Source organism: Streptomyces sp. TLI_146, from assembly GCF_002846415.1.
Classification (GTDB): domain Bacteria; phylum Actinomycetota; class Actinomycetes; order Streptomycetales; family Streptomycetaceae; genus Streptomyces.
This window is the reverse complement of sequence record NZ_PJMX01000001.1, coordinates 7,364,348-7,386,796: the sequence shown is the minus strand read 5'-3', so window position 1 is coordinate 7,386,796 and position 22,449 is coordinate 7,364,348. Positions and strand designations below refer to the sequence as shown.

Annotated in this window: 19 protein-coding genes and 1 riboswitch; of the genes, 2 read left to right on the top strand and 17 right to left on the bottom strand. The window is 71.6% G+C overall.

Features of this window, described 5'->3' with window-relative positions:
- Positions 1-28 precede the first annotated feature (28 nt).
- Entirely contained in the window at positions 29-1,021 is a 993-nt protein-coding gene (locus BX283_RS32825) for an NAD-dependent epimerase/dehydratase family protein (protein ID WP_180357315.1), read from the top strand.
- 64 nt (positions 1,022-1,085) lie between these two features.
- Here the strand turns inward: BX283_RS32825 and BX283_RS32820 are convergent, their stop codons facing one another.
- The 3 genes from BX283_RS32820 to BX283_RS32810 form a co-directional block, all read right to left on the bottom strand.
- Complete coding sequence (locus tag BX283_RS32820; protein ID WP_101391057.1) at positions 1,086-1,877, bottom strand: SGNH/GDSL hydrolase family protein; 792 nt, start codon at positions 1,875-1,877, stop codon at positions 1,086-1,088.
- A 131-nt stretch (positions 1,878-2,008) separates the two neighbouring features.
- Positions 2,009-2,932 (bottom strand): M23 family metallopeptidase, encoded by a 924-nt coding sequence (locus BX283_RS32815; RefSeq protein WP_101391056.1) that lies wholly within the window; start codon positions 2,930-2,932, stop codon positions 2,009-2,011.
- Positions 2,933-2,936: 4 nt separating this feature from the next.
- Positions 2,937-3,103, bottom strand: a riboswitch (cyclic di-AMP (ydaO/yuaA leader).
- Positions 3,104-3,511: 408 nt separating this feature from the next.
- Complete coding sequence (locus tag BX283_RS32810) at positions 3,512-5,626, bottom strand: alpha-galactosidase (RefSeq protein ID WP_101391055.1); 2,115 nt, start codon at positions 5,624-5,626, stop codon at positions 3,512-3,514.
- Positions 5,627-5,823: 197 nt separating this feature from the next.
- On the opposite strand from BX283_RS32810, the gene BX283_RS32805 reads away from it, so the two are divergent.
- Positions 5,824-6,639, top strand: coding sequence for a tyrosine-protein phosphatase (locus tag BX283_RS32805; RefSeq protein WP_101391054.1), 816 nt, complete (start codon positions 5,824-5,826; stop codon positions 6,637-6,639).
- Positions 6,640-6,683: 44 nt separating this feature from the next.
- On the opposite strand, the gene BX283_RS40825 is transcribed toward BX283_RS32805, so the two are convergent.
- The 14 genes from BX283_RS40825 to BX283_RS32740 form a co-directional block, all read right to left on the bottom strand.
- The gene (locus tag BX283_RS40825) at positions 6,684-6,827 is read right to left on the bottom strand and encodes a DUF6126 family protein (RefSeq protein ID WP_180357314.1); all 144 of its coding nucleotides are present in this window, start codon (positions 6,825-6,827) and stop codon (positions 6,684-6,686) included.
- A 10-nt stretch (positions 6,828-6,837) separates the two neighbouring features.
- The gene (locus tag BX283_RS32800) at positions 6,838-7,446 is read right to left on the bottom strand and encodes a helix-turn-helix domain-containing protein (RefSeq protein ID WP_101391053.1); all 609 of its coding nucleotides are present in this window, start codon (positions 7,444-7,446) and stop codon (positions 6,838-6,840) included.
- A gap of 62 nt (positions 7,447-7,508) precedes the next feature.
- Complete coding sequence (locus BX283_RS32795) at positions 7,509-8,906, bottom strand: aspartate aminotransferase family protein (protein ID WP_101391052.1); 1,398 nt, start codon at positions 8,904-8,906, stop codon at positions 7,509-7,511.
- Positions 8,903-10,810: a 1-deoxy-D-xylulose-5-phosphate synthase gene (gene dxs, locus BX283_RS32790; protein WP_101391051.1), complete on the bottom strand. Its 1,908-nt coding sequence runs from the start codon at positions 10,808-10,810 to the stop codon at positions 8,903-8,905. Before dxs ends, BX283_RS32795 begins: the two co-directional genes overlap by 4 nt.
- Positions 10,811-10,854: 44 nt before the next feature.
- Complete coding sequence (ispG, locus tag BX283_RS32785) at positions 10,855-12,024, bottom strand: flavodoxin-dependent (E)-4-hydroxy-3-methylbut-2-enyl-diphosphate synthase (protein ID WP_101392707.1); 1,170 nt, start codon at positions 12,022-12,024, stop codon at positions 10,855-10,857.
- 4 nt (positions 12,025-12,028) lie between these two features.
- The gene (hpnH, locus tag BX283_RS32780) at positions 12,029-13,051 is read right to left on the bottom strand and encodes an adenosyl-hopene transferase HpnH (protein ID WP_101391050.1); all 1,023 of its coding nucleotides are present in this window, start codon (positions 13,049-13,051) and stop codon (positions 12,029-12,031) included.
- A gap of 5 nt (positions 13,052-13,056) precedes the next feature.
- Entirely contained in the window at positions 13,057-13,725 is a 669-nt protein-coding gene (locus tag BX283_RS32775; protein ID WP_373979316.1) for a 1-hydroxy-2-methyl-2-butenyl 4-diphosphate reductase, read from the bottom strand.
- The gene (gene shc, locus BX283_RS32770; RefSeq protein WP_101391049.1) at positions 13,725-15,716 is read right to left on the bottom strand and encodes a squalene--hopene cyclase; all 1,992 of its coding nucleotides are present in this window, start codon (positions 15,714-15,716) and stop codon (positions 13,725-13,727) included. The genes BX283_RS32775 and shc overlap by 1 nt, the downstream gene beginning before the upstream one ends.
- Positions 15,717-15,827: 111 nt before the next feature.
- The gene (locus BX283_RS32765) at positions 15,828-16,931 is read right to left on the bottom strand and encodes a polyprenyl synthetase family protein (RefSeq protein WP_101391048.1); all 1,104 of its coding nucleotides are present in this window, start codon (positions 16,929-16,931) and stop codon (positions 15,828-15,830) included.
- The gene (hpnE, locus tag BX283_RS32760; RefSeq protein ID WP_101391047.1) at positions 16,928-18,310 is read right to left on the bottom strand and encodes a hydroxysqualene dehydroxylase HpnE; all 1,383 of its coding nucleotides are present in this window, start codon (positions 18,308-18,310) and stop codon (positions 16,928-16,930) included. The genes BX283_RS32765 and hpnE overlap by 4 nt, the downstream gene beginning before the upstream one ends.
- 136 nt (positions 18,311-18,446) lie before the next feature.
- On the bottom strand, positions 18,447-19,397 hold the full coding sequence (hpnD, locus tag BX283_RS32755) for a presqualene diphosphate synthase HpnD (RefSeq protein WP_180357313.1): 951 nt from the start codon (positions 19,395-19,397) through the stop codon (positions 18,447-18,449).
- Positions 19,394-20,287, bottom strand: coding sequence for a squalene synthase HpnC (gene hpnC / locus BX283_RS32750; protein ID WP_180357312.1), 894 nt, complete (start codon positions 20,285-20,287; stop codon positions 19,394-19,396). Before hpnC ends, hpnD begins: the two co-directional genes overlap by 4 nt.
- Positions 20,288-20,716: 429 nt before the next feature.
- Positions 20,717-21,520 (bottom strand): ABC transporter ATP-binding protein, encoded by an 804-nt coding sequence (locus BX283_RS32745; protein WP_101391045.1) that lies wholly within the window; start codon positions 21,518-21,520, stop codon positions 20,717-20,719.
- On the bottom strand, positions 21,513-22,394 hold the full coding sequence (locus tag BX283_RS32740) for an ABC transporter permease (RefSeq protein ID WP_101391044.1): 882 nt from the start codon (positions 22,392-22,394) through the stop codon (positions 21,513-21,515). Before BX283_RS32740 ends, BX283_RS32745 begins: the two co-directional genes overlap by 8 nt.
- Between the last annotated feature and the right edge of the window lie 55 nt (positions 22,395-22,449).

Genomic DNA, 22,449 nt, shown 5'->3' with positions numbered 1-22,449 from the left:
AGCCTTCGCGGCAGGCAGAGTTGCGGCCATGAAGCTGCTGATACTGGGTGGGACGGAATTCGTCGGCCGCGCCGTGGCCGAGGCCGCGGTGGCGCGCGGGCACGAGGTGACGGTCTTCCACCGGGGCCGCCACGAGCCGCCCGCGGGCGTGCGGGCGCTGATCGGCGACCGGACGGCCGACGGCGGTCTGGCGGCGCTCGCCGACGGGCGGTGGGACGTGGTCGTGGACACCTGGTCGGGGGCGCCCTCGGCGGTGCGCGACGCGGCACGGCTGCTCGCCGACGGGCGCGTCGCCCGGTATGTGTACGTGTCCAGCCGGTCCGTCTACGAGCACCCGGTCCCGGCCGGGGCCGACGAGGGCGCGACGCTGGTCGACGGCTCCCCCGACGCCGCGGACGAGGTGGCGTATCCGCAGGCCAAGCGCGGTGGCGAGCTGGCCGCCGTGCGGGAGTTCGGCCCGGACCGCTCGCTCCTGGTGCGCGCGGGGCTGATCCTCGGCCCGTACGAGAACATCGGGCGGCTGCCGTGGTGGCTGGGGCGCATGGCGCGCGGCGGCGAGGTGCTCGCGCCGGGGCCGCGTGATCTGCCGGTCCAGTTCATCGACGCCCGGGACCTGGCGGAGTGGATCGTCAGCGCGGCCGACTTCGGGCTCTGCGGCCCGTACAACCTGGTCTCCCCGCCGGACCACACCACCATGGGCGCACTCCTTGAGGCGTGCGCGCGGGTCACCGGTGGCGGCGCCGAGCTGCGCTGGACGGACCCGGAGCCGATCCTGGCCGCCGGGGTCGAGCCGTGGAACCACCTGCCGGTGTGGATCCCGCCGGGCGAGCTGCACACCACGATGCACGGCTCGAACGTGTGGAAGGCCGTGCTCTCGGGGCTGCGCTGCCGTCCCGTCGAGGAGACGGTCGCCGACACCTGGGCCTGGCTCCAGTCGATCGGCGGCGAGCCGCCGCAGCGGCCGGACCGCCCCCGGGTCGGCCTCGACCCGGAGACGGAACGCAAGCTGCTGCACGGCTGAGCCGTGCGCGCGGCGCCACCCGTATGACGGTCCGTCAGAAGCTACGAGCGGACCGGACGGGCCGTCAGAGCGGCAGCAGGTCCGGGCGCTTGGGCTCCACATGGTCGCCCGAGCTCTCGCCGCGCAGCCGTCGGCCGATCCACGGCACCAGGTGCTCGCGTGCCCAGTGGATGTCGTCGCGCCGCACGTCCAGCGTGTTGCGCGGCGGCATCGGGGGCCATGCCTGGTCCGGGTCGGCCGGGACCGGCAGCCCCAGCACCTGGGCGGCGCGCAGCGCGACCCGGGTGTGCCCCTCCGGCGACAGATGCAGCCGGTCGGCGTCCCACGCCCGCCTGTCCTGCACGGACTTGAGCGACCACAGGTCGAGCACCGGGCACCCGTAGCGGTCCGCGATGGAGCGCACGTGCGCGGTGTAGGTGGCGACCTTGCCCCGCAGATGCTTGAAAACGGGCACCCCGCGCGTGTCGAACCCGGTGGTCACCATGACCGTCGGGATCGCGCTCTTCAGGTCGGCCACGGCGCGCTCGAAGCGCTCGGCCACGTCGTCCGGGTCACTGCCCGGCCGGATGATGTCGTTGCCCCCCGCGCAGAAGCTCACCAGGTCGGGCGCGAGCTCCTTGGCCCGCGGCACCTGCTCCTCGACGATCTGGTCGAGGAGCCTGCCGCGGACAGCGAGATTGGCGTAGCGAAAGGCCCCCTCCGGTCGCTGGTCCGCCAGTAGCACGGCGAACCGGTCCGCCCAGCCGACGAACGCCCCGTCCGGGCCGGGGTCGCCGACGCCTTCCGTGAAGCTGTCGCCGAGCGCCGTGTACGACCCGAACGTACCGCTGCTGAATGATCTCGAATCGTCTGCCACGAGACCATATCTTTCCCTTACGGGTGTGACCTACGCGACCGTAAGGAGGGGTTGACGGTGGGTGATATAGGCCACCCGGTCAGTTTCCCGCAGCGGGAATACGCGCCAATTCCCGGCGGGAACAACGCCCGTCAGAGGCTCGCGCCCTGCTGTCGGAGGTAGGCGAGCGGGTCGACGTCGGAGCCGTAGTCGGGCGTGGTGCGGATCTCGAAGTGCAGGTGCGGGCCGGTGACGTTGCCGGTGGCGCCGGAGAGCCCGAGCTGCTGCCCCTCGGTGACGGTCTGCCCGGCCGAGACGGAGAGCTGCGAGAGGTGGGCGTACTGGGAGTACATGCCGTCGGCGTGCTGGATGACGACCTGGTTGCCGTACGCGCCGCCCCAGCCGGCCGAGACGACCGTGCCCGCGCCGACGGCCTTGACCGCGGTGCCGGTCTCGGCCGCGAAGTCGACGCCCGTGTGGTAGCCGCTGGACCACATGGATCCGGCCATGCGGTACGGGGTGCCGATGCTCACGCTGTCGAGCGGGGCGCGGAAGCCGGAGGAGGAGCCCTGCTTGGCGGCGGGGGCCGAGGCGGTGTCGGCGGTGGTCCCGGACGCCTTCGACGTGTGGGGCGCCGACGCCTTCGCACCGGAGTCGTGCGAGCCGCTCGCCTTGGCGGAGCCGTGTGAAACGGCGCCGGCCTGGGACTTCGCGCCGAGGACGAGCTTCATGCCCGGGCGGATCAGCGCCGGGTCGGAGCCGACGACCTCGCGGTTGTCCTGGTAGAGCCGCTGCCAGCCGCCGAGCCGGTGGTCCTCGGCGATCTGCGACAGGCAGTCGCCGCTCTTGACCTTGTACGTGGTGGGCGCGGCCTGCGGGGCGGCGGCCGCGGCGGCGGGGAGGGTGCGGGCGGCCTGCTGCGGGGCGGTGGCGGGAGCGGCGGTCTTCACCGCGGCGTGCGCACCCGTGGCGCCGAGCAGCGGGATGGCGAGCGCGGCGCCGCCCGTACCGGCGGCGACCATGCCCCGGGATATCGGACTGGACTTGGGACGGCGGTGCTTACCCTTCGCGGGCATGGCGGATTCCTCTCCGGCGCCTGCGAGGTGAGCTGTCGGGTTCGGGCTGGAGCTGCCCGGCCGGGGCACCGTGTGCGGTGCTCCGGCTTCACCCCGAGCCGTGCCGGAATTCCGGACGGCGCTTACCTGGGTCCCCCGCTCCTGCCACGCGTGGATGGGTGCGGATTCCGAGCGGTGGCAGGATTCGGCGGTCCACCCGGATTGCGGTGACCGTAAGCGAGCCCGGTGGGCCGCGACAAGTGCCCATTCACCTTCGGCATTCCCGGCCGGGAATTCAGCCGGGAATTGCGGTCACCCTGCGTCGACCGGAATTCCCAACAGGCCCCGCCGGACGGGGGAATTCATTCGGGTCCGCCACCACGGAACGTCACGGATATGACGCTCCTCACGGACAACCACCCTTGGCGGCCGGGGAGATGGACAGGATCCATCAAATCGCTCAATCCGGACGAAAGTTCCCGCCCATTCACCCCGTCACACCATCTATCGCCCCGCTATGTCCAGTTTTGACCCGTGCGTCCCGAGGAAGATCCTTTTCCTCGCCGAGAACGCGCATTCCTTATGCCGGGCTATGCCGGGCTACGCCGGGCGCTCGTCCAGCCGCCGGAATCGGAACACCGCCGCATCAAGATCGCCCCGCAGCCCGGTGTCCAGACCCCGGTGCAGCAATACCGCTCCCCTGTGTACGGCCCCGGTGTCCAGGCACCGATAGGCCGCCGCCGGATCCAGGCCGCGCAGCCGCACGGCCGGGGGCAGCTCGCCGTAGTGCTGGGCCCCGAGGTGGGCGAGGACCACGGTGTCGTCGCCGCGTACGTACTGGACGGCGCTGAGCCCGCCGCGCGGGGGCCGCAGCCGGTACTGGGCCCCGAGCTGCACCACCGGCCGGATCTCCTTGTACAGCTCCACCCACCCGCGCGCCTCGGCCAGTTCGTCCTCGTTCCACCGGGTCAGGTCCCCGCCGACACCGAGCACCCCGGCCATCGCACTCACGAAACGGAAGCGCAGGCTGCTGCGGCGGCCGTTGAGCAGGGTGTTGGGGCTGTCGGTGACCCAGGCGGCCATCACCCGGGCCGGGTGCAGCTGGCTGAAGCCGTCCTGGATGGCGAGCCGGTCCAGCGGGTCGGTGTTGTCGGAGGTCCACACCTGGTCCGTACGGGAGAGGATGCCGAGGTCGATCCGGCCGCCGCCGCCCGAGCAGGACTCGAAGTCGACCGAGGGGTGCGCGGCCCGCAGCCGGTCCAACAGGCCGTACAGCGCCTGGACATGCTCGAGCCAGAGCTTCTGCGGATACTCCTCGCCGGGCCACCCCGCGTCCGTGAAGCAGCGGTTGAAGTCCCACTTCACATAGTCGACGGGCGCGCTCGACAGCAGGCCGTCCAGCTGCTCCCAGAGGTGTTCCCGCACGTCCGGGCGGGCGAGGTTGAGGACCAGCTGGTTGCGGAACTCGGTGCGGCGGCGCCCGCTCTGGTGCTGCACCCACTCCGGGTGCGCCCGGTACAGCGCGCTGTCGGGGTTGACCATCTCCGGCTCGACCCAGATCCCGAACCGCATGCCCAGCGCGTGCACCTCGTCCGCGAGCGGCTTGAGCCCGCCGGGGAAGCGGTCGGGGTTGGGCGTCCAGTCGCCGAGCCCGGCCGCGTCGTGGGTGCGCTCCCCGAACCAGCCGTCGTCGACGACGAACAGCTCGACGCCCAGCGCGGCCGCCCGGTGCGCGAGGGCCCGCTGCTGCGGCTCCGAGATGGCGAACCCGGTGGCCTCCCAGGAGTTGAAGAGCACCGGCCGCGGCCGCTCGGCGTCCGGGATCACCCGGGCCAGCTGCCAGGCGTGCCACTCCCGGCTGGCCCCGCCGAAGCCGTCCGGGCTCCACAGCCCGGCGAAGACCGGAGTGGTGTACGAGGCCCCGGGCGCCAGCGACAGCAGCCCGGAGTCGTCGTACCCGGCGCCGCCGCTGATCTGCACCCGGCCGTCCGGCAGGTGCTGTACGGCGATGCGCCAGGACCCGGACCAGCCGAGCGCGCACCCGTACACCTCGCCGCTCTCCTCGGTGGCGGCGCCCTCGGCGTCCAGGGCGACCCAGGGCAGGTGCTGGTGGCCGGTGTGGCCGCGGCGGCTGCCGAACACCTTGTCGCCCGGGGTGAGCTCCGCCCGTACGAGCCGGGACTCGGCCGCCCAGCGGCCGTGCAGCTGGCTGAGGCGCCAGCCGTCGCGCAGCGGCAGCGTCCACACGGCGGCGTCGGCCCGCAGCAGCTCCAGGTCCGGGTCCCCGGGCGCGCCCTCGTGGGCGACGGTCGCCCAGCGCTCGACGACGTCGGCGTCGTCGCGCATCCGGTAGTGCAGGGTGAGCCTCAGGCGGTGCAGGGCGTCGGTGAAGCGCAGCCGCAGCTCGTCGCCGTCGGCCGAGGCGTCCTCGAAGGTCCATTCGGTGCCGCGCGCCTGTGGGGTGCGTACGGAGAGCGCGGGGCGCGCGAAACGGGGCCCGCCCTCCACCACGTACTCCTCCTGACCATCCAGTGGTGACTCGAAGGGCCGGTAGGGCGGCAGGGGTTGGGCGGCCAGTGCCTCGGCGTCGGCGAGGGCCAGGCGCGGGCCCCAGTGCAGATGCAGGAGCTCCCCGTGGTCCGTGAGGTGCAGCGCATAGCCGCTGGTGCGGCCGGAGAGCAGCCACACCCGTCCGCCGTCCGCGGTCTCGATCATCCCCGACCCCCAGTTCCGCACAGGTACGCACAGGCACGAACATCAGCAACAGCATCGGGGTGCCACACCCGTGAGGGCAACGGGTGCGCGGGGGTCGCCTTCCGGTCCGGCCGTCGAGATGATTGCCCCGGGAACCCATGTCGTATCGTCGGATCGAGGCGGCGTGATCTTTTTTTCGAACCACATCAGGAGCCAACGTGACGCAGCAGACTCCGCAGGTCCCTTCGACCGAACCCGAGCTCTCCGGGGTGCGCAACTTCCGTGATGTGGGCGGACTGCCGACCGTGGACGGCCGCCGGCTGCGGCACGGACGGCTCTTCCGCAGCGGCCACCTGGCACACGCGACCGAGCAGGACGCGGCCTTCCTCGCCACCCTGGGGCTGCACACCATCTTCGACTTCCGCAACGCGGCGGACCAGAAGCTGGAGGGCCCGGACGTGGACCTGCCGGGGGTGCGGAATGTGAACATACCGCTGACGGACCCCGCCGACGGGGCCGAGTTCTGGAAGATGGTCCGCGACGGCGACATCAACCAGCTGCGTTCTGTCCTCTCCGACGGCCGGGGCGCCGACCGGATGGCCCACTCGTACCGGACGATCATCCGTGAGCGCACGGCCGAGCACAGCCGGGTGCTGCACGCGCTCGCCGAGGACAGCGTCCCGGCCCTGATGCACTGCGCGGCGGGCAAGGACCGCGCGGGCCTGTCGATCGCGGTGTCGCTGCTGGCGGTGGGCGTCGAGCGGGACGCCATCGAGGCGGACTACCTCAAGTCCAACGACCCGCACCGCCGCTACAAGATGCACCGCAGCGACACCTCCCCGGCCGGGCTGAGCGCGGAGATCGTGGAGCTGCTCAACCCCCTCTTCGACGCCCGCGCGACCTATCTGCACGCGGCGTTCGACACGATCGAGGAGACGTGGGGCAGCACGGACCGGTATCTGGCCGAGGGCCTGGGCCTGACGCAGGAGACGCGGGAGCGGCTGCGGGACCGGCTGGTGGAGGACGCGGCGTAACCGCGGGTGTCACCGCCCCGCGCCCCCGGGGGCGCGGGGCGCGCTCACTTCCCCACCGTGAACAGGAGGTAGAGGAAGGCCGCGAAGATGTGCCCCGCGATCAGATACGCGAAGAGGCGGATCACCAGCCCCCGGGGGAACTTCGTCTCCTGGGTGCTCGCGCCGGACCGTCCCTGGTTCTGCGACATGTCGTACCTCTCAGCCGTGCGGATGGTGCGGATGCGGATCGGGGCTCTGGAGCAGGGTGTGGACGAACAGGAACGCGGCCCCGCCGTGCGAGACGGCGGAGATCCGGTGCGGGGTCAGCGAGTCGAAGTGCGCGCTGTCGCCGGGGTCGAGCTCGTGCGCGGCGTCACCGAGGGTGAGCCGCAGCCGCCCGGACAGGACGTACAGCCACTCCTCGCCGGGGTGGACGCGGACGAGCTCGCGCTGGGTGCCGTACGGGACCTCCACGCGCAGGGCCTGCATGGCGCGGCCGGGGTGCCCGGCCCGGTGGTAGGTCCAGCCGTCGGCCTCGGCGGGCTCGGCCCGGCCGCCCCGGATGACGGGCTCGCGCTCGGGCGGCATCTCGCCGAGCAGCTCGGAGACCGTCGTACCGTAGGTACGGGCGAGCGCGAGCAGCATAGGCAGCGAGGGCTGGCGGGCGCCCGTCTCCAGCCGGGAGAGGTGCGCCGGTGAGAGACCGGCCCGCGGGGCGGCGGCCTCCAGGGTGAGGCCCCGGCGGCGCCGCAGGTCGCGCAGGCGCGGGGCGACATCGGGGAGCGCGGGGCCGGACGGCTCCCCGGCGCCTTCGGCGGGAGTGCTCATGCACTCCATTCAGTCAGCGGGTTGCCTCTGGGGCAAATTTTTTGCCCCAGAGGCAAAAAGCCCTACCGATTGGCCACGGCCTGCTTGACCAGGGTCTTCCCGAAGTCCCACATCAGGCCGCCCCCGCCGTGCGCATCCTCCATGACCGCGGTGAACGCCTCCACGAACCGGTCCACCTCGCGCTCACCGATCGTCAGCGGCGGGATCAGCTTGATCACCTCCAGGTGGTCGCCGGAGACCTGGGTCAGGATGCGGTGCTTCTGGAGCAGCGGCACCACGACCATCTGCGCGAAGAGGCCCTTGCGGGCGGTCTGGAGCATGGTCCAGCGGCCGCGCAGCCGCATCGAGGACGGCTTGCCGAACTCGATGCCGACCATCAGGCCGCGCCCGCGCACGTCGTGCAGCAGCTCGTAGCGGTCGACCAGCGCGGCCAGCCGGGACTTCAGGAGCTCGCCGGTGACGCGCGCGTTGGCGACGACCTCCTCGTCCCCCATGACCGAGAGCACCGCGAGGCCCGCCGCCATCGCCTGGGCGTTGGAGCCGAAGCTGGCGGAGTGGACCAGGACGCGGTCCATCGACGAGTAGACCTTCTTGAAGATCCACTCCTTGCCGAGGGTGGCGCCGACCGGCACATAGCCGCCGGAGAGCGCCTTGGCGACGCAGACGAGGTCCGGCTCGACGCCCTCGTCGTGCTGGTACGCGTAGAAGTCGCCGGTCCTGCCGAGCCCGGTCTGCACCTCGTCCGCGATCAGCAGCGCCTTGTGCCGGTGGAGCAGCTCCTGCGCGGCGAGCAGATAGCCGGGCGGGGCCTCGTGGACGCCCTTGCCCTGGATCGGCTCGACGATCAGCGCGGCCACGTCGCCACGCTTCAACTCCCGCTCCAGGGCGGCGAGATCGCCGAGCGGGACCGCCGTGTCGGGCAGCAGCGGGGCGAAGCCGTCGCGGAATCCCGACTCGCCGTTGACCGAGAGCGAGCCGGTGGTCAGCCCGTGGAAGGCGTGCGAGCAGTACAGGACCCTGGGCCGGCCGGTGGCGTACCGGGCGAACTTCAGGGCGGTCTCCACCGCTTCCGTACCGCTGTTGCCGAAGAACACCCGGTCCAGGTGCGGGCTGTGGGCGAGCAGCTTCTCGGCGAGCAGGCCGGGCAGCGGCTGGCAGTCGAAGCGGGTGAGGTCCGCGAGGGAGGCGTCCAGCACGTCGTGGAGCGCCTTGCGCACGACGGGGTGGTGGCGGCCCAGGCCCATCACCCCGAACCCGGCGAGCATGTCCAGGTAGTCCTGGCCGTCCGCGTCCCAGAAGTACGCGCCCTCGGCCCGCTCGTAGACCTTGTCGAAGCCGATGGTGCGCAGCATGCGCGGCAGCTGGTGGTTGAGGTACTTCGTGTGCAGCTCGTAGCGCTCGGCCCCGCGCTCGGCGAGGAGCCGGGCCAGGTCGAAGCCCTTGGGTTCGCCGTCGGTCATCCGTCGTTCTCCTTCTCGGCCGCCGCGGCGGCGTCCTGGCGCGCCGCGAGCGCGGCGCTGATCCGTCCCGCGATCTCCACCGGGGTGAGTCCGATGTCGGCGAGGACCTCGGCGCGTTTGGCGTGCGCGAGGAACTGCGCGGGGATGCCGAAGGTGCGCAGGGGGGTGTCCACCCCGGCGTCCCGCAGCGCCTGCCCGACGGCCCAGCCGACGCCTCCGGCACGGCTGTTGTCCTCCACGACCGCGACCAGCGCGTGCCGCTCGGCCAGCGGCGCCAGCTGCTCGTCGACGGGCTTGACCCACCGGGGGTCCACCACCGTGCACCGGATGCCGCGCCCGGCGAGCAGGTCGGCGGCCTGGAGGCAGACCGGCGCGAGCACCCCGACCGCGACGAGCAGCACTTCGGCCTCCTCGTCGCGGCGCAGTACGTCCATGGATCCGACGCGCTCCAGCGCGGGGATGTCGGGGCCGACCGACTCCTTGGGGAAGCGCAGCACCGTCGGGGCGTCGTCGACCTCGACCGCCTCGCGCAGCTGGGCCCGCAGCTGGGCCGCGTCGCGCGGGGCGGCGATCCGCAGGCCGGGCACGACCTGGAGGACGGAGAGGTCCCACATGCCGTTGTGCGAGGCGCCGTCGACCCCGGTGATCCCGGCCCGGTCCAGGACGAAGGTCACCCCGCACCTGTGCAGGGCCACGTCCATCAGGACCTGGTCGAAGGCGCGGTTGAGGAAGGTGGCGTAGACGGCGACCACGGGGTGCAGGCCACCGGTAGCGAGTCCGGCCGCCGAGACGGCCGCGTGCTGCTCGGCGATCCCCACGTCCCAGACCCGCTCGGGGAAGCGCGCGGCGAACTCGGTGAGCCCGGTGGGGTGGAGCATCGCCGCGGTGATCGCCACGACGTCCGGCCGCTCCTCGCCGAGCGCGGCCAGCTCCTTGCCGAACACGGAGGTCCAGGAGGGGCCGTTGGACGGCGTCAGCGGTTCGCAGGTCAGCGGGTCCATCGCGCCGACCGCGTGGAAGCGGTCGGCCTCGTCGTCCAGGGCGGGCTGGTAGCCGCGCCCCTTCTCGGTGAGGCAGTGCACGAGGACGGGGCCGTGGAAGCGCTTGGCGCGGCGCAGCGCCGACTCGACGGCCTCGATGTCGTGCCCGTCGATGGGCCCCACGTACTTCAGCCCCAGGTCCTCGAACATCCCCTGCGGCGCGAACGCGTCCTTGAACCCCTTCTTGGCGCCGTGCAGCGACTCGTACAGCGGCCGCCCCACCACCGGCGTCTGCTGGAGCACCTGTTTGCCCCAGGCCAGGAACCGCTCGTAGCCGTCGGTGGTGCGCAGGGTGGCCAGATGGTTGGCGAGGCCGCCGATGGTGGGGCCGTACGAGCGCTCGTTGTCGTTGACGACGATGATCAGCGGCCGGTCCCGGGCGGCGGCGATGTTGTTCAGCGCCTCCCAGGCCATGCCGCCGGTGAGCGCGCCGTCGCCGATGACCGCGACGACATGGGCGTCGCTCTTCAGGATCTCGTTGGCCTTGGCGAGCCCGTCGGCCCAGCCGAGCACGGTCGAGGCGTGCGAGTTCTCGATGACGTCGTGCTCGGACTCGGCGCGCGAGGGGTAGCCGGAGAGCCCGCCCTTGGAGCGCAGCTTGGAGAAGTCCTGGCGCCCGGTGAGCAGTTTGTGTACGTAGCTCTGGTGGCCGGTGTCCCACAGGATGCGGTCGACCGGCGAGTCGAAGGTGCGGTGGAGGGCGATGGAGAGCTCCACCACCCCCAGGTTGGGGCCGAGATGGCCCCCGGTCCGCGCCACCGCGTGGATCAGGAACTCCCTGATCTCCTGGGACAGCGTGGTGAGTTCGGCGCCGTCCAGCGCCTTGAGGTCGTGCGGCCCCCGAACATTCTCCAAGATCGTCACGCTGGAGCCCCCTTCGGATCCCGTTCAGCTCTCGGTGGTGCCGGTCAGCCCCGCGCGGTGACGCTCGGGACGCCGGAGGCGACGCCCTCCTCCTCCATCTGGTCGGCGATCTTCATCGCCTCCTCGATCAACGTCTCGACGATCTTCGACTCGGGCACGGTCTTGATGACCTCACCCTTCACAAAGATCTGCCCCTTGCCGTTGCCCGAAGCCACACCCAGGTCCGCCTCACGGGCCTCGCCGGGCCCGTTCACGACACACCCCATCACCGCGACCCGAAGCGGCACCTCCATGCCCTCCAGCCCCGCCGTGACCTCCTCAGCCAACTTGTACACATCCACCTGAGCACGCCCACACGACGGACACGACACGATCTCCAGCCGCCGCTGACGCAGATTCAACGACTCCAGAATCTGCATCCCCACCTTGATCTCCTCCGCCGGCGGCGCCGACAGGGAAACCCGGATCGTGTCCCCGATCCCCTGACTCAACAGCGCACCGAACGCCACCGCCGACTTGATCGTCCCCTGGAACGCCGGCCCCGCCTCCGTCACCCCCAGATGCAACGGGTACTCGCACTGCGCAGCCAGCTGACGGTACGCCTCGACCATCACCACCGGATCGTTGTGCTTCACCGAGATCTTGATATCCCGGAAATCATGCTCCTCGAAGAGCGACGCCTCCCACAGCGCCGACTCCACCAACGCCTCCGGCGTCGCCTTCCCGTACTTCTTCAGCAACCGCGCATCCAGCGACCCCGCGTTCACACCGATACGAATCGGCGTCCCCGCGTCCTTCGCCGCCCGCGCGATCTCCTTCACCTTGTCATCGAACTGCTTGATGTTCCCCGGATTCACCCGCACCGCCGCACACCCGGCATCAATCGCCGCGAACACATACTTCGGCTGGAAATGAATATCCGCGATCACCGGAATCTGCGACTTCTTCGCAATCGTCGCCAGCGCATCCGCATCATCCTGCGTCGGACACGCCACCCGCACGATCTGACAACCCGAAGCCGTCAGCTCCGCGATCTGCTGAAGGGTCGCGCCGATGTCCGACGTACGCGTCGTCGTCATCGACTGCACGGAAATGGGCGCTCCCCCGCCGATGGCCACCGACCCGACCTGGATGCGCCGCGAGGGGCGGCGCATCGCCAACGGCCGGGCCGGCAGCGCGGGGAGGCCCAGGGAGACGGGCTCTCCGGTCCTCATCACGTCACCCGCGGTTTCCCTGCACGGTCTCGCGGACCGCGCGCAGCGACTCCTTGAGCGACCCCATGGTCGCGAGGACGGCGGTGGGCTCGTAGCCGCAGTGCGCCATGCAGTTGGCACACCGGTCGTCCTTGCCCCGGCCGTACTTGTCCCAGTCGGTCTCCTCGACGAGCTCCCGGTACGTCGGTACGTACCCGTCGCTCATCAGATAGCAGGGCCGCTGCCAGCCGAAGAGCGAGTAGTTGGGGATCGCCCAGGCCGTGCACGGGAAGTCCGCCTTGCCCTCCAGGAAGTCCAGGAAGAGCGGCGAGTGGTTGAGCCGCCAGCGCCGCCGGTTGCCCCCGGAGAACGCCTTCTTGAACAGCTCGCGGGTCTGCTCGACGCCCAGGAAGTGCTCCTGGTCGGGCGCCTTCTCGTAGGCGTACGCGGGCGAGATCATCATCTCGTCGACCTTGAGGTCGTCGTTGAGGAAGTTGAGCACCTCGATGATCGTCTGCGGGGTGTCGGTGTTGAAGAAGGTGGAGTTGGTGGTGACCCGGAAGCCCTGGCGCTTGGCCTCCTTGATCGCCGCCACCGCCTCGTCGAACACGCCCTCCTTCGCCACCGACTCGTCGTGCCGCTCGCGCAGGCCGTCGATGTGCACGGCGAACGCGAAGTACGGGGACGGGGTGAACTTCTCCAGTTTCTTGCGCAGCAGCAGGGCGTTGGTGCAGAGGAAGACGTACTTCTTCCTGGCCACCAACTGGCGCACGATCTCGTCGATCTGAGGGTGCATCAGGGGCTCGCCGCCCGCGATGGAGACCATGGGGGCACCCGACTCCAGGACGGCGCCCACGGCCTGGGCCACCGGCATACGCTGCTTCAGGATCCCGGCCGGATGCTGGATCTTGCCGCAGCCCTCGCACTTCAGATTGCACGCGAAGAGCGGCTCCAGCTCGACGATCAGCGGGAACTTCTCACGCTTGCGGAGCTTCTGTTCAAAAAGATAGGTCCCGACCCTGATGGACTGGCGAAGCGGCATGGCCATCTGGCTCACCTCCTGGGGAGCGGCAAAGAACGGTGCCATTCAAAGAAAGCGGGAAGGACGGCACGAAGAACGCGGAAAGCCGATATTCCACCGCGTACCGTGCCGATCCGGACGAGTTCATGTTCTGGAGCGTCCACGACCACCCGTACGGCCGCAACCGGACGCTCTCCGGCCCCGACGGCGCTCCACAGCGTCGCCGCGGACTCCATGTCCACGGCGATCGCCCCGGTCGCGCGCAGCTCGGCCCGTTCATGACCACGCACCACGTGGTCGGAGCCGGTGAGCGGACCGGTGTGCACGGTGCGGCCGGGCAGCGCCGCTGTGAGCGCCTTGGCCAGCACCTCCGTACCCACGCAGGCGGTGGTGCCGCGCGGGTCGCGGGTCTCCGAGGCGACGACCAGGTCCCCGGGGTGCATCCCCGGGGCCAGACCGGCGCAGAATCCGGAGGCGATCACGGCCGCCTCCCGGTTCGCCGAGGTGCCCAGGCCGCGCAGCACGGCCCGCTCGGCGGCTCTGGGGCCCATGCCGCTGCGCAGCACGGTGACCACCTGGCCCGGTGCCCGGCCCCGGCCGCCGCTGCGCAGCGCCAGCTCCTCGATGGTGAGCGCGCAGGCGACCAGCAGCGGTACGGGTTCGGGGAGGGCGGGCAGTACGTCAGCCGGGAGTACGTCCATCACTTCCCCTTGGGGCCGTTGGGAGAGAACGGTTCTCCATGGACGAAGCGGCCGAGCGCGGTGAGCGGGAACACCTGGCGGTAGAGGTGGTAGTTGATCGAGAAGTCCCAGGGGAACCCGGTGCCGGTGAAGTACGGCTCGTCCCAGGAGCCGTCCGCCAGCTGGGTCCCGGCGAGCCAGGCGACGCCCCGCTCGACCGCCTTGCTCTCCCGCTCCCCCGCCGCCAGCAGCGCGAGCAGCGCCCAGGCGGTCTGGGAGGCGGTGGAGGCGCCGTGTCCGATCCACTGCTCCTCGCGGTAGGAGCGCAGGTCCTCGCCCCAGCCGCCGTCCTCGTTCTGCACCGACTCCAGCCAGGTGACGGCCCGGCGGATCGCCGGGTGCGAGGCGGGCAGCCCGGCGGCCGTCAGCGCCGGCACCACCGAGCCGGTGCCGTACACGTAGTTGACGCCCCAGCGCCCGAACCAGGCGCCGCTCGCCTCCTGTTCGGCGAGCAGCCACTCGATGCCCCGGCGCACGCGCGGGTCGTGGGCCCGGCCCTCGACGGCCAGCATCTCCACCACATGCGCGGTGACGTCGGCCGACGGCGGGTCGATGACCTCGCCGAAGTCGCAGAACGGCAGCCGGTTGGGGAACGGGCTGGTGTTGTCGGCGTCGAAGGCGCCCCACGCCCCGTTCCTCGACTGCATCCCGAGCGTCCAGCGCGCGGCCCGGCCGATCGCCCCCTCGACCCGCTCGGGGTCGGGGTGGCGCACCCGGCGCAGCGCGAGGATCACCTCGGCGGTGTCGTCGATGTCCGGGTAGTTGTCGTTGTGGAACTCGAACGCCCAGCCGCCGGGCGCCAGTTGCGGCTTCTTCACCGCCCAGTCGCCGGGCCGGACGATCTCCTCGCCGAGCATCCAGTCGACGGCCTTGACCAGGGCCGGGTGGTCGGCGGGCAGCCCCGCGTCGGCGAGCGCGATGGTGGCGAGGCAGGTGTCCCACACCGGGGACTGGCAGGCCTCGATCATCCGGGCGCCGTCCTCGCGCCACACCGCGAACCGGTCGAGCGATTCGAGGCCCGCCCGCATCACCGGGTGCTGGAGGTCGTAGCCGAGCAGGTGCAGGGCGATCACCGAGTAGACGGCGGGCGGCTGGATCCCGCCCCAGCAGCCGTCGTTCTCCTGGCGCTCGACGATCCAGCGGGCGGCGGTGTTCATCGCGGCGCGGCGCAGCCTGCGCGGGGCGAGGCGGTGGTAGACGTGCAGCGCCTTGTCGAGCCGCTGGAAGGCGCCGTCCCAGCTCGCGGCGGGGGCGAGCGGCTTGGCGGGGTTGGGGTCGCGCGCGTCGGTGTGCAGCTCGTCGAGCGCGAAGGGCGCGGGCCGCACCGGCCGCTTGGCGGAGACCACCGTGAGCGGCACGATCGTCTGCCGGGCCCAGCAGCCGAAGTCGTAGATGTTCAGCGGGAACCACTTGGGCAGGAAGATCAACTCCGGCGGCAGCTCCGGCAGGTCGTCCCACTTCCACCAGCCGAACAGGGCCAGCCAGATCCGGGTGAAGACCCGGCAGGCGGCGATGCCGCCCTGGCTCCTGACCCACGCCGAGGCCCGCGCCATGTGCGGGTCGTCCGGCCGGTCCCCGGCGAGCCGCAGCGCCACGTACGCCTCGACGGTGGCCGACAGCTCCGGCGGGCCGCCGTAGAAGGTGGCCCAGGTGCCGTCGTCGCGCTGCTCGCCCCGGATGAAGAGCGCGGCCGCCCGGACCGTCTTCTCGTCCTGGATCCCGAGGAACTGACGGAGCAACAGGTCCTCGGCGTCCATGGTGACGTTGGTCTCCAGGTCGCCCTTCCACCAGCCGAGGGCGTCCTGCCTGCCGAGCAGATGCTCGACCGCGCGGTCCGCCGCCCGCCGGGCGGCGTCGAGCACCTCGTCCGCGCCGGGTGGTGCGGTCGGTCCGCTGGCCGCGGCGGCCGGGGGCCGCGGGGCCCCGGCGCTTCCGTCGGTCGTCGCTGTCATGGCTTCCCCTTAATGCAAGTGCAGTGGTACGTCTGCTGTGCTGGGGTCTCCGTCGGACGCGGCCCCCTGGCGGGCCCGCTCCGGCGACGTCGCGTCATATGCGAATGGTGATCATCTCTTCCGTACGACCACGAAGTCGGCCAGCGCGGTCAGCTGCGCCCGCACCTGCTCGGGCATGTCGACGGCGCCGAGTGCCTCGATCGCCACCGCGTGCTGCCTGCGGGCCTCCTGCGAGGTCCACTCGCGGCCGCCCGCCTCCTCGATGAGCGCCGCCCGGGTGGCGAACTCCTTCTCGGAGAAGGTGTCGAAGTCGTTGCTCTTGGCGTCGGCGGCGAGCAGCTCGCCGAGCCGCTCGGAGGCCGGGCCGCCGGCCGCGAGGGCCGCCACCACCGGCAGGGACTTCTTGCGCTGGCGCAGGTCGCTCCAGGTCTGCTTGCCGGTGGCCTCGGGGTCGCCCCAGATACCGAGCAGGTCGTCGACGGCCTGGAAGGCGAGGCCGAGGTGGTAGCCGTACGCCTCCAGGGTGTCGGCGGTCCTGTCGTCGGCGCCGCCGAGCACCGCGCCGATGGAGCAGGCGCAGGCGAGCAGCGCGCCCGTCTTGTTGCCCTCCATCTCCAGGCACTCCTCGACGGTGACCCGCTCGCGGTGCTCGTAGGAGATGTCCTGGGCCTGGCCGTCGATGAGCTTGCGGGTCGCGGTGGTCAGCCGGCGCGTGGCGCGCCCCGCCTCGACCGTGCCGAGCTCCAGGAGGACCTCGTTGGCCAGCGCGAAGAGCGCGTCGCCGACGAGGATCGCCTGCGCCGGGCCGTGCACCTTCCACACCGTGTCGCGGTGGCGGCGCTGCTCGTCGCCGTCCATCAGGTCGTCGTGGAGCAGCGAGAAGTTGTGGACGAGCTCGACCGCGACCGCGCCGGGCACGCCGACCTCGGGCCGGGCCCCGGCCGCCTCGGCGGACAGGAGCGCGAGCGCGGGCCGCACCGCCTTGCCGCCGTCGCCGTCCGCCGGGTTGCCCTGGGCGTCGATCCACCCGAAGTGGTAGGCGGCGACGGTGTCCATGGGAGCCGCGAGCCGGTCCACGGCCGTGCGCAGCACCGGGGTGGACATCGTCCGTCCGCGCTCCAGAAGCGCGGCGACGTCCACGGTGTCGACAGCCGAGTCAGCCGAAGGCACAGTCGGCACAGTCTCTCCTCTTGTTCCAGTGCTGCTAAGGGTCATGCCGCCTCCTGAAGCGGGTGGGCGTGGGAGCGGCCGAGTACGGCGAGAGCCGCGCCCGCGGCGCTGAATCCGCTGCGTACGGCGCCCTCCATCGTCGCGGGCCAGCCGGTGGCGGTCCACGCGCCCGCCAGGTACAAGCCGGGCGCATTGGTGTGCGCGCCCGGCCGCAGCCGTCCCACGCCGGGGGTGGGGGCGAACGTCGCTGTCCGCTCCCGGGTCACGAAGAAGTCCCGTACGCCAGCGCCGCGCGCGGCGGGCAGCAGCCGTTCGAGCTCGGGCAGATAGCGCGCGCGCAGCGCGGCCACCGGCTCGTCGATCTCGTCCTGGGCGGCCGACTGGGACACGGCCAGGTACTGGCCCCCGCCGGTGAGCCCCGAGGACTCGGTGCGGTCGAAGACCCACTGCACGGGTGAGCCGAGGGCGGCGAAGAACGGCTGCCGCAGCACCTTGCGGTCGTAGACGACATGGAGGTTGAGGATGGGCGCGGTGCCGATGTCGAGCAGCTTGCCCGGGTCGTCGAGCGCGCCGTGCGGCAGCAGGTCGTGCGCCTCGCGCTGCGGGACGGCCAGGACGACCGCCTCGGCGTCCAGCGTCTCGCCGCTCACCTCGACCCGCCAGCCGCCGCTCTCGGTACGGGACAGCGACTCCGCCTTGGTACGGGTCTCCACCCGCACCCCGGCCGAGGCCAGCGCCTTGCGGGCCAGCGTGTCGTGGAGCTCGCCCAGCGGTACGTGCGCCCAGCCGATGTCGGCCGCGCCCGGCTCGGAGAGCAGACCGGTCTTGAAGACCATCGCGGCGAGCCCCAGGGAGGCGTGCGGGGCGGTCGCGTTCAGGGTCGCCACGCCGACCAGGTCCCACAGGGCCTCGACGGTGCGGGCGGACTGGCCGTGGCGGCCGAGCCAGGTCGCGAAGTCCACCCCGTCGAGCGCCGGGTCGGCCGGGTCGAGGCGCTTGAGCGCGAGTGCGGCGCGCCCGACGGAGGCCCGCTCGGCGAGCGAGAGGTGCGGATAGGTGGCGAGGCTCCTGGCCAGGTGGAGAGGCACGGGCAGGGCCGAGCGGCGCAGCCGGCCGAGCCGGGGGCCGCCGGGGTGGGCGACGTCCAGGACGGGCACGTCCAGGCGGTCCTGGAGGGGTGCCAGGTGGCTGCCGCCGACCCGGTCGAGGAACCAGCCGTAGGCCGTGCAGCAGCGCAGGTAGACGTGCTGGCCGTTGTCGACGGTGAGCTCGCCCCGCCGGAAGGAGAAGGCGAGGCCGCCCAGCCGCGGGCGGCCCTCGATCAGGGTCACGCCGAGGCCGGCGTCGGCGAGTTCGAGCGCGGCGGTGATTCCGGCCAGGCCTCCGCCGACGACCACCGCGCGTTCGGGCTGCGGGGTTGTCATGCGCCCTCCCCTCCGGCCGTGCCGGTGTCGTGCGCACGACCGGCCGTCGCAGTCAGGGACGCCCCGGCCGGAGCGGGGGTTGCACACCCTCCACGCGTAATGCTCCTCGGCCGCACGTCCAGGTGCCCATGGGCCATCAGGCGCGCCTCCTGGCGGTCTGCCGGGAGACGGTACGGGTGTCGAGCCCCGACAGTCCGCGTACCGCCACGTACGCCTTCTCCCGGCCGGGCAGCGAGACCCGGCCGCGCAGCACGGCCTCGGGGTCGCGCTCGATGCGGTCGAGCAGCCGGCGGTAGATTCCGGCCATCGCGGCGACACAGGCGCCGCTGCGCCGGTCGAGCATGGGCAGCAGCCGGTAGCCCTCGGCGAAGAGGGCCCGGGCGCGGCGCACTTCGAAGTGGACCAGGCCCGCGAAGTCGGAGCCGGCCGGCGGGACCGGGGTGTGGAAGCCCGCGGCGCACCCGAACTTCGCCAGGTCGTCGGCGGGCAGATAGGTGCGCCCGTTGCCCGCGTCCTCGCGAACGTCTCTGAGGATGTTGGTGAGTTGCAGCGCGAGACCCAGCGTGTCGGCGTACTCGGGGGCGCGCTCGGCGCCCGGTGCGCCCGGTTGTGTACCGAACACGCCCAGCGAGAGCCGGCCGATGGCGCCCGCGACACACCGGCAGTAGACCTTCAGGTCGTCCCAGGTCTCATAGGTCTCGCCGTGCACGTCCATCAGGACGCCGTCGATGAGCTCGTCGAGTCCGTCCAGCGGGATCGGGAAGCGGCGCGCCGCGTCCGCGAGCGCCACGGCCACCGGGTCGGTGTCGTCCTCCTCGACCGCGCCCTCGGCGATCCGGCCGAGCAGCGCGCGGGTCTCCTCCAGGCGCTGCTTCTTCGCCTCGGCGGGCAGGAGTCCGTCGCCGATGTCGTCGACGCGCCGCGAGAACGCGTAGAGCGCGGACATCGCCTGGCGCTTGTCGGTCGGCAGCAGCCTGATGCCGTACGCGAAATTGCGCGCCTGCTGTCCGGTCACCGCCTCGCAGTAGCTGTACGCGGCCTGTACCGGCGCGGACACGTGTGCGTGTGGATCCACGGTCCGGCTCACCCCTCTCTACGCGCTCTACGCAACACGGCTCCCACTTCGCGCAGCAGACTGGACTTGGTGGGCTTGGGAGGTCCAGGGAGTACGTCGTGGCCGGCGGCAGCGACCGCGTCGAGCGCGGCGCGTCCCCCGGCCACGAAACCGGCCAGCAGCAGTCTGAGTCTGCCGTGGACGCTACCCACCAGGGGGGTGCCTTCATTCAGCAGCCGTGCGGCGCGTTCCGCCTCGAACGCGACCAGGGCGCGCACCGACGCGCCCCCACGCGGCGCGGCCAGGTCGGCCTCGGTCACATGGAACCGCTTCATGTCCTCGGCGGGCAGATAGACGCGGTCCCGGGCGAGGTCCTCGCTGACGTCCTGGAGGTGTTCGACGATCTGGAGCGCCGTGCAGACGGCGTCCGAGCGCCGGACGCGCTCGGGGCTCTCGGTGCCGGTGATCGCCAGCACCAGGCGCCCCACGGGGTTGGCCGACAGTTCGCAGTACGCGACCAGGTCCTCGTAGGTCTCGTACCGCCTGACCTGCTGGTCCTGCCGGTTCGCCGCGATCAGGCCGAGGAAAGGGCCGGGGGTGAGCGAGCGGCGGCGGACGGTGGGCTGCAGGGCCTTGAGCAGCGGGTGGCGCGGGGTGGAGTCGAAGACGCGGCGCAGATCGGCCTCGAAGGCGTCGAGCATCACGAGCCGGTCGTCCGCGTCGGCGGGAGCCACGCCCAGGTGCCGGGCGTCGGCGCCGCCGGGTGCGAGGTCGCCGTCGCCGATGTCGTCGACCAGGCGGGCGTAGCCGTACACCGCCATCAGGTCGTCGCGCCAGGCGCGCGGCAGAAAGAAGGGGGCCACCGGGAAGTTCTCCTCCGTGGCCTTGTCGAGCGTGGTGCGCGAGGGGGAGTCGGTGCGCACGTCCCGGACATCTGTCACCGGGGGCCGCCCGGTACGGGAACGGCGGAGGTCTCTCGTAGCTGGAGATTTCCCGTAGCCATTGCCGTCACATCTCCCGTTCTACACCGCCGACCCAAAACATCCCATTTCGGACACGCCGCCGAGCCTCCCGAGTGACGGACGACTCCCGCGCGGGCTGCCCGGGGCGGTACCGCCCATCCGTCACGATCAACACCGGTACAGCTTACGTTGTACAACGCCTGACAACACGTCGGGGTGTTGCGCGCATTACAAGAACACTTCAATCCGGGCCAACCTTCCCCCGACGCAGGCGACTTGACGGAGCCTTGACATTCCGGCCCGTCCCGCGGACCGCCCCCAAGGACGCGAAGGCCCCCGCCGGGGTTGATCGACGGGGGCTCACGGGATCGTTCGAACGGTGACCGACTGTCAGCGGCCGGTCTCCTTCTGGTACGCCTTGACGACCTCGTCGGTGGGGCCGTCCATCAGGAGCTCGCCCCGCTCCAGCCAGAGCACCCGGTTGCAGGTGTCCCTGATGGAGCCGATGCTGTGGCTGACCAGGAAGACCGTGCCCGCGTGCTTGCGCAGCTCGCGGATGCGCTCCTCGGAGCGGATCTGGAACTTGCGGTCACCGGTCGCGAGCGCCTCGTCGATCATCAGGACGTCGTGGTCCTTGGCGGCGGCGATGGAGAACCGCAGCCGGGCCGCCATGCCCGAGGAGTACGTCCGCATCGGCAGGGTGATGAAGTCGCCCTTCTCGTTGATGCCGGAGAAGTCGACGATCTCCGCGTACCGCTCCTTGATCTCCTCGCGCGACATGCCCATGGCCAGGCCGCCCAGGATCACGTTGCGCTCGCCGGTCAGCTCGTTCATCAGCGCGGCGTTGACGCCGAGCAGCGACGGCTGGCCGTTGGTGTAGACCCGGCCCCTGGCCGGCGGCAGCAGCCCGGCGATCGCCCGCAGCAGGGTCGACTTGCCCGAGCCGTTGGTGCCGATCAGGCCGATCGCCTCGCCGCGGTACGCGGTGAAGGAGACGCCCCGTACGGCGTGCACCTTGCGCATGCCGCGCGACTCGCCCTTGTCCCGCTTCACTATCCGGCTCAGCGCGGCGGTGGCGCTGCCCCGGCCGCCGCCCGCGCCGTTGACCGTGTACACGATGTGCACGTCGTCGGCGATGACGGTCGGGATGCGCTCGCCGCTCGCGTCGGCGATACGGATGTTGTCCTCAGCCACGGCCGTACTGCTCCTCTGCCTTCCAGAAGTACACGAAGCCCGCGACGCCCACCACGAGGGCCCAGCCGACCGCCAGCGCCCACACGTGCGGGGGCAGGTTGCTCGCACCGTAGCCGTCGATCATGGCGAACCGGGCCAGGTCCATGTAGACCGCGGCCGGGTTGACCTGGAGGACCTGGGCGAGCCAGTGCGGCTTGCCCTGGAGGACCACCTTGATGCTGAACATGACGCCGGAGGCGTACATCCAGGTCCGCAGGACGAACGGCATCAGCTGAGCCAGGTCCGGGGTCTTGCTGCCGAGCCTGGCCATGATCATCGCCAGACCGGTGTTGAAGACGAACTGGCACGCCAGCACCGGCACCATCAGCAGCCACGACGCCATCGGCATGCTGCCCGACGAGACCACCACGAGGACCAGGACGATCATCGAGAACAGCAGCTGCTGGAGCTGCTGGAGCGCGAAGGAGATCGGCAGCGAGGCGCGCGGGAAGTGCAGCGCGCGCACCAGGCCGAGGTTGCCGGAGATCGCCCGGACGCCCGCCATCACCGAGTTCTGGGTGAAGGTGAAGACGAAGATGCCCGTCACCAGGAACGGGATGTACACGTCGGAGGGGATGCCCCGCTTGGCGTTCATCAGCACGCCGAAGATGAAGTAGTAGACCAGCGCGTTGAGCAGCGGGGTCGCCACCTGCCAGATCTGGCCGAGCTTCGCCTGGCTGTACTGGGCGGTCAGCTTCGCCTGCGAGAACGACAGGATGAAGTGGCGCCGCCCCCAGAGCTGGCGGCAGTAGTCGAGCAGCCCCGGCCGGGCGCCGCTCACCGCCAGGCCGTGCTTGGCGGCGAGGTCCGCCGGGGACAGAGTTGTGTCACTCACAAGAGGAAACTTTCGCTTTCATAAGTTCGCCCGATGACCGAAGTGCCCGGAGCCC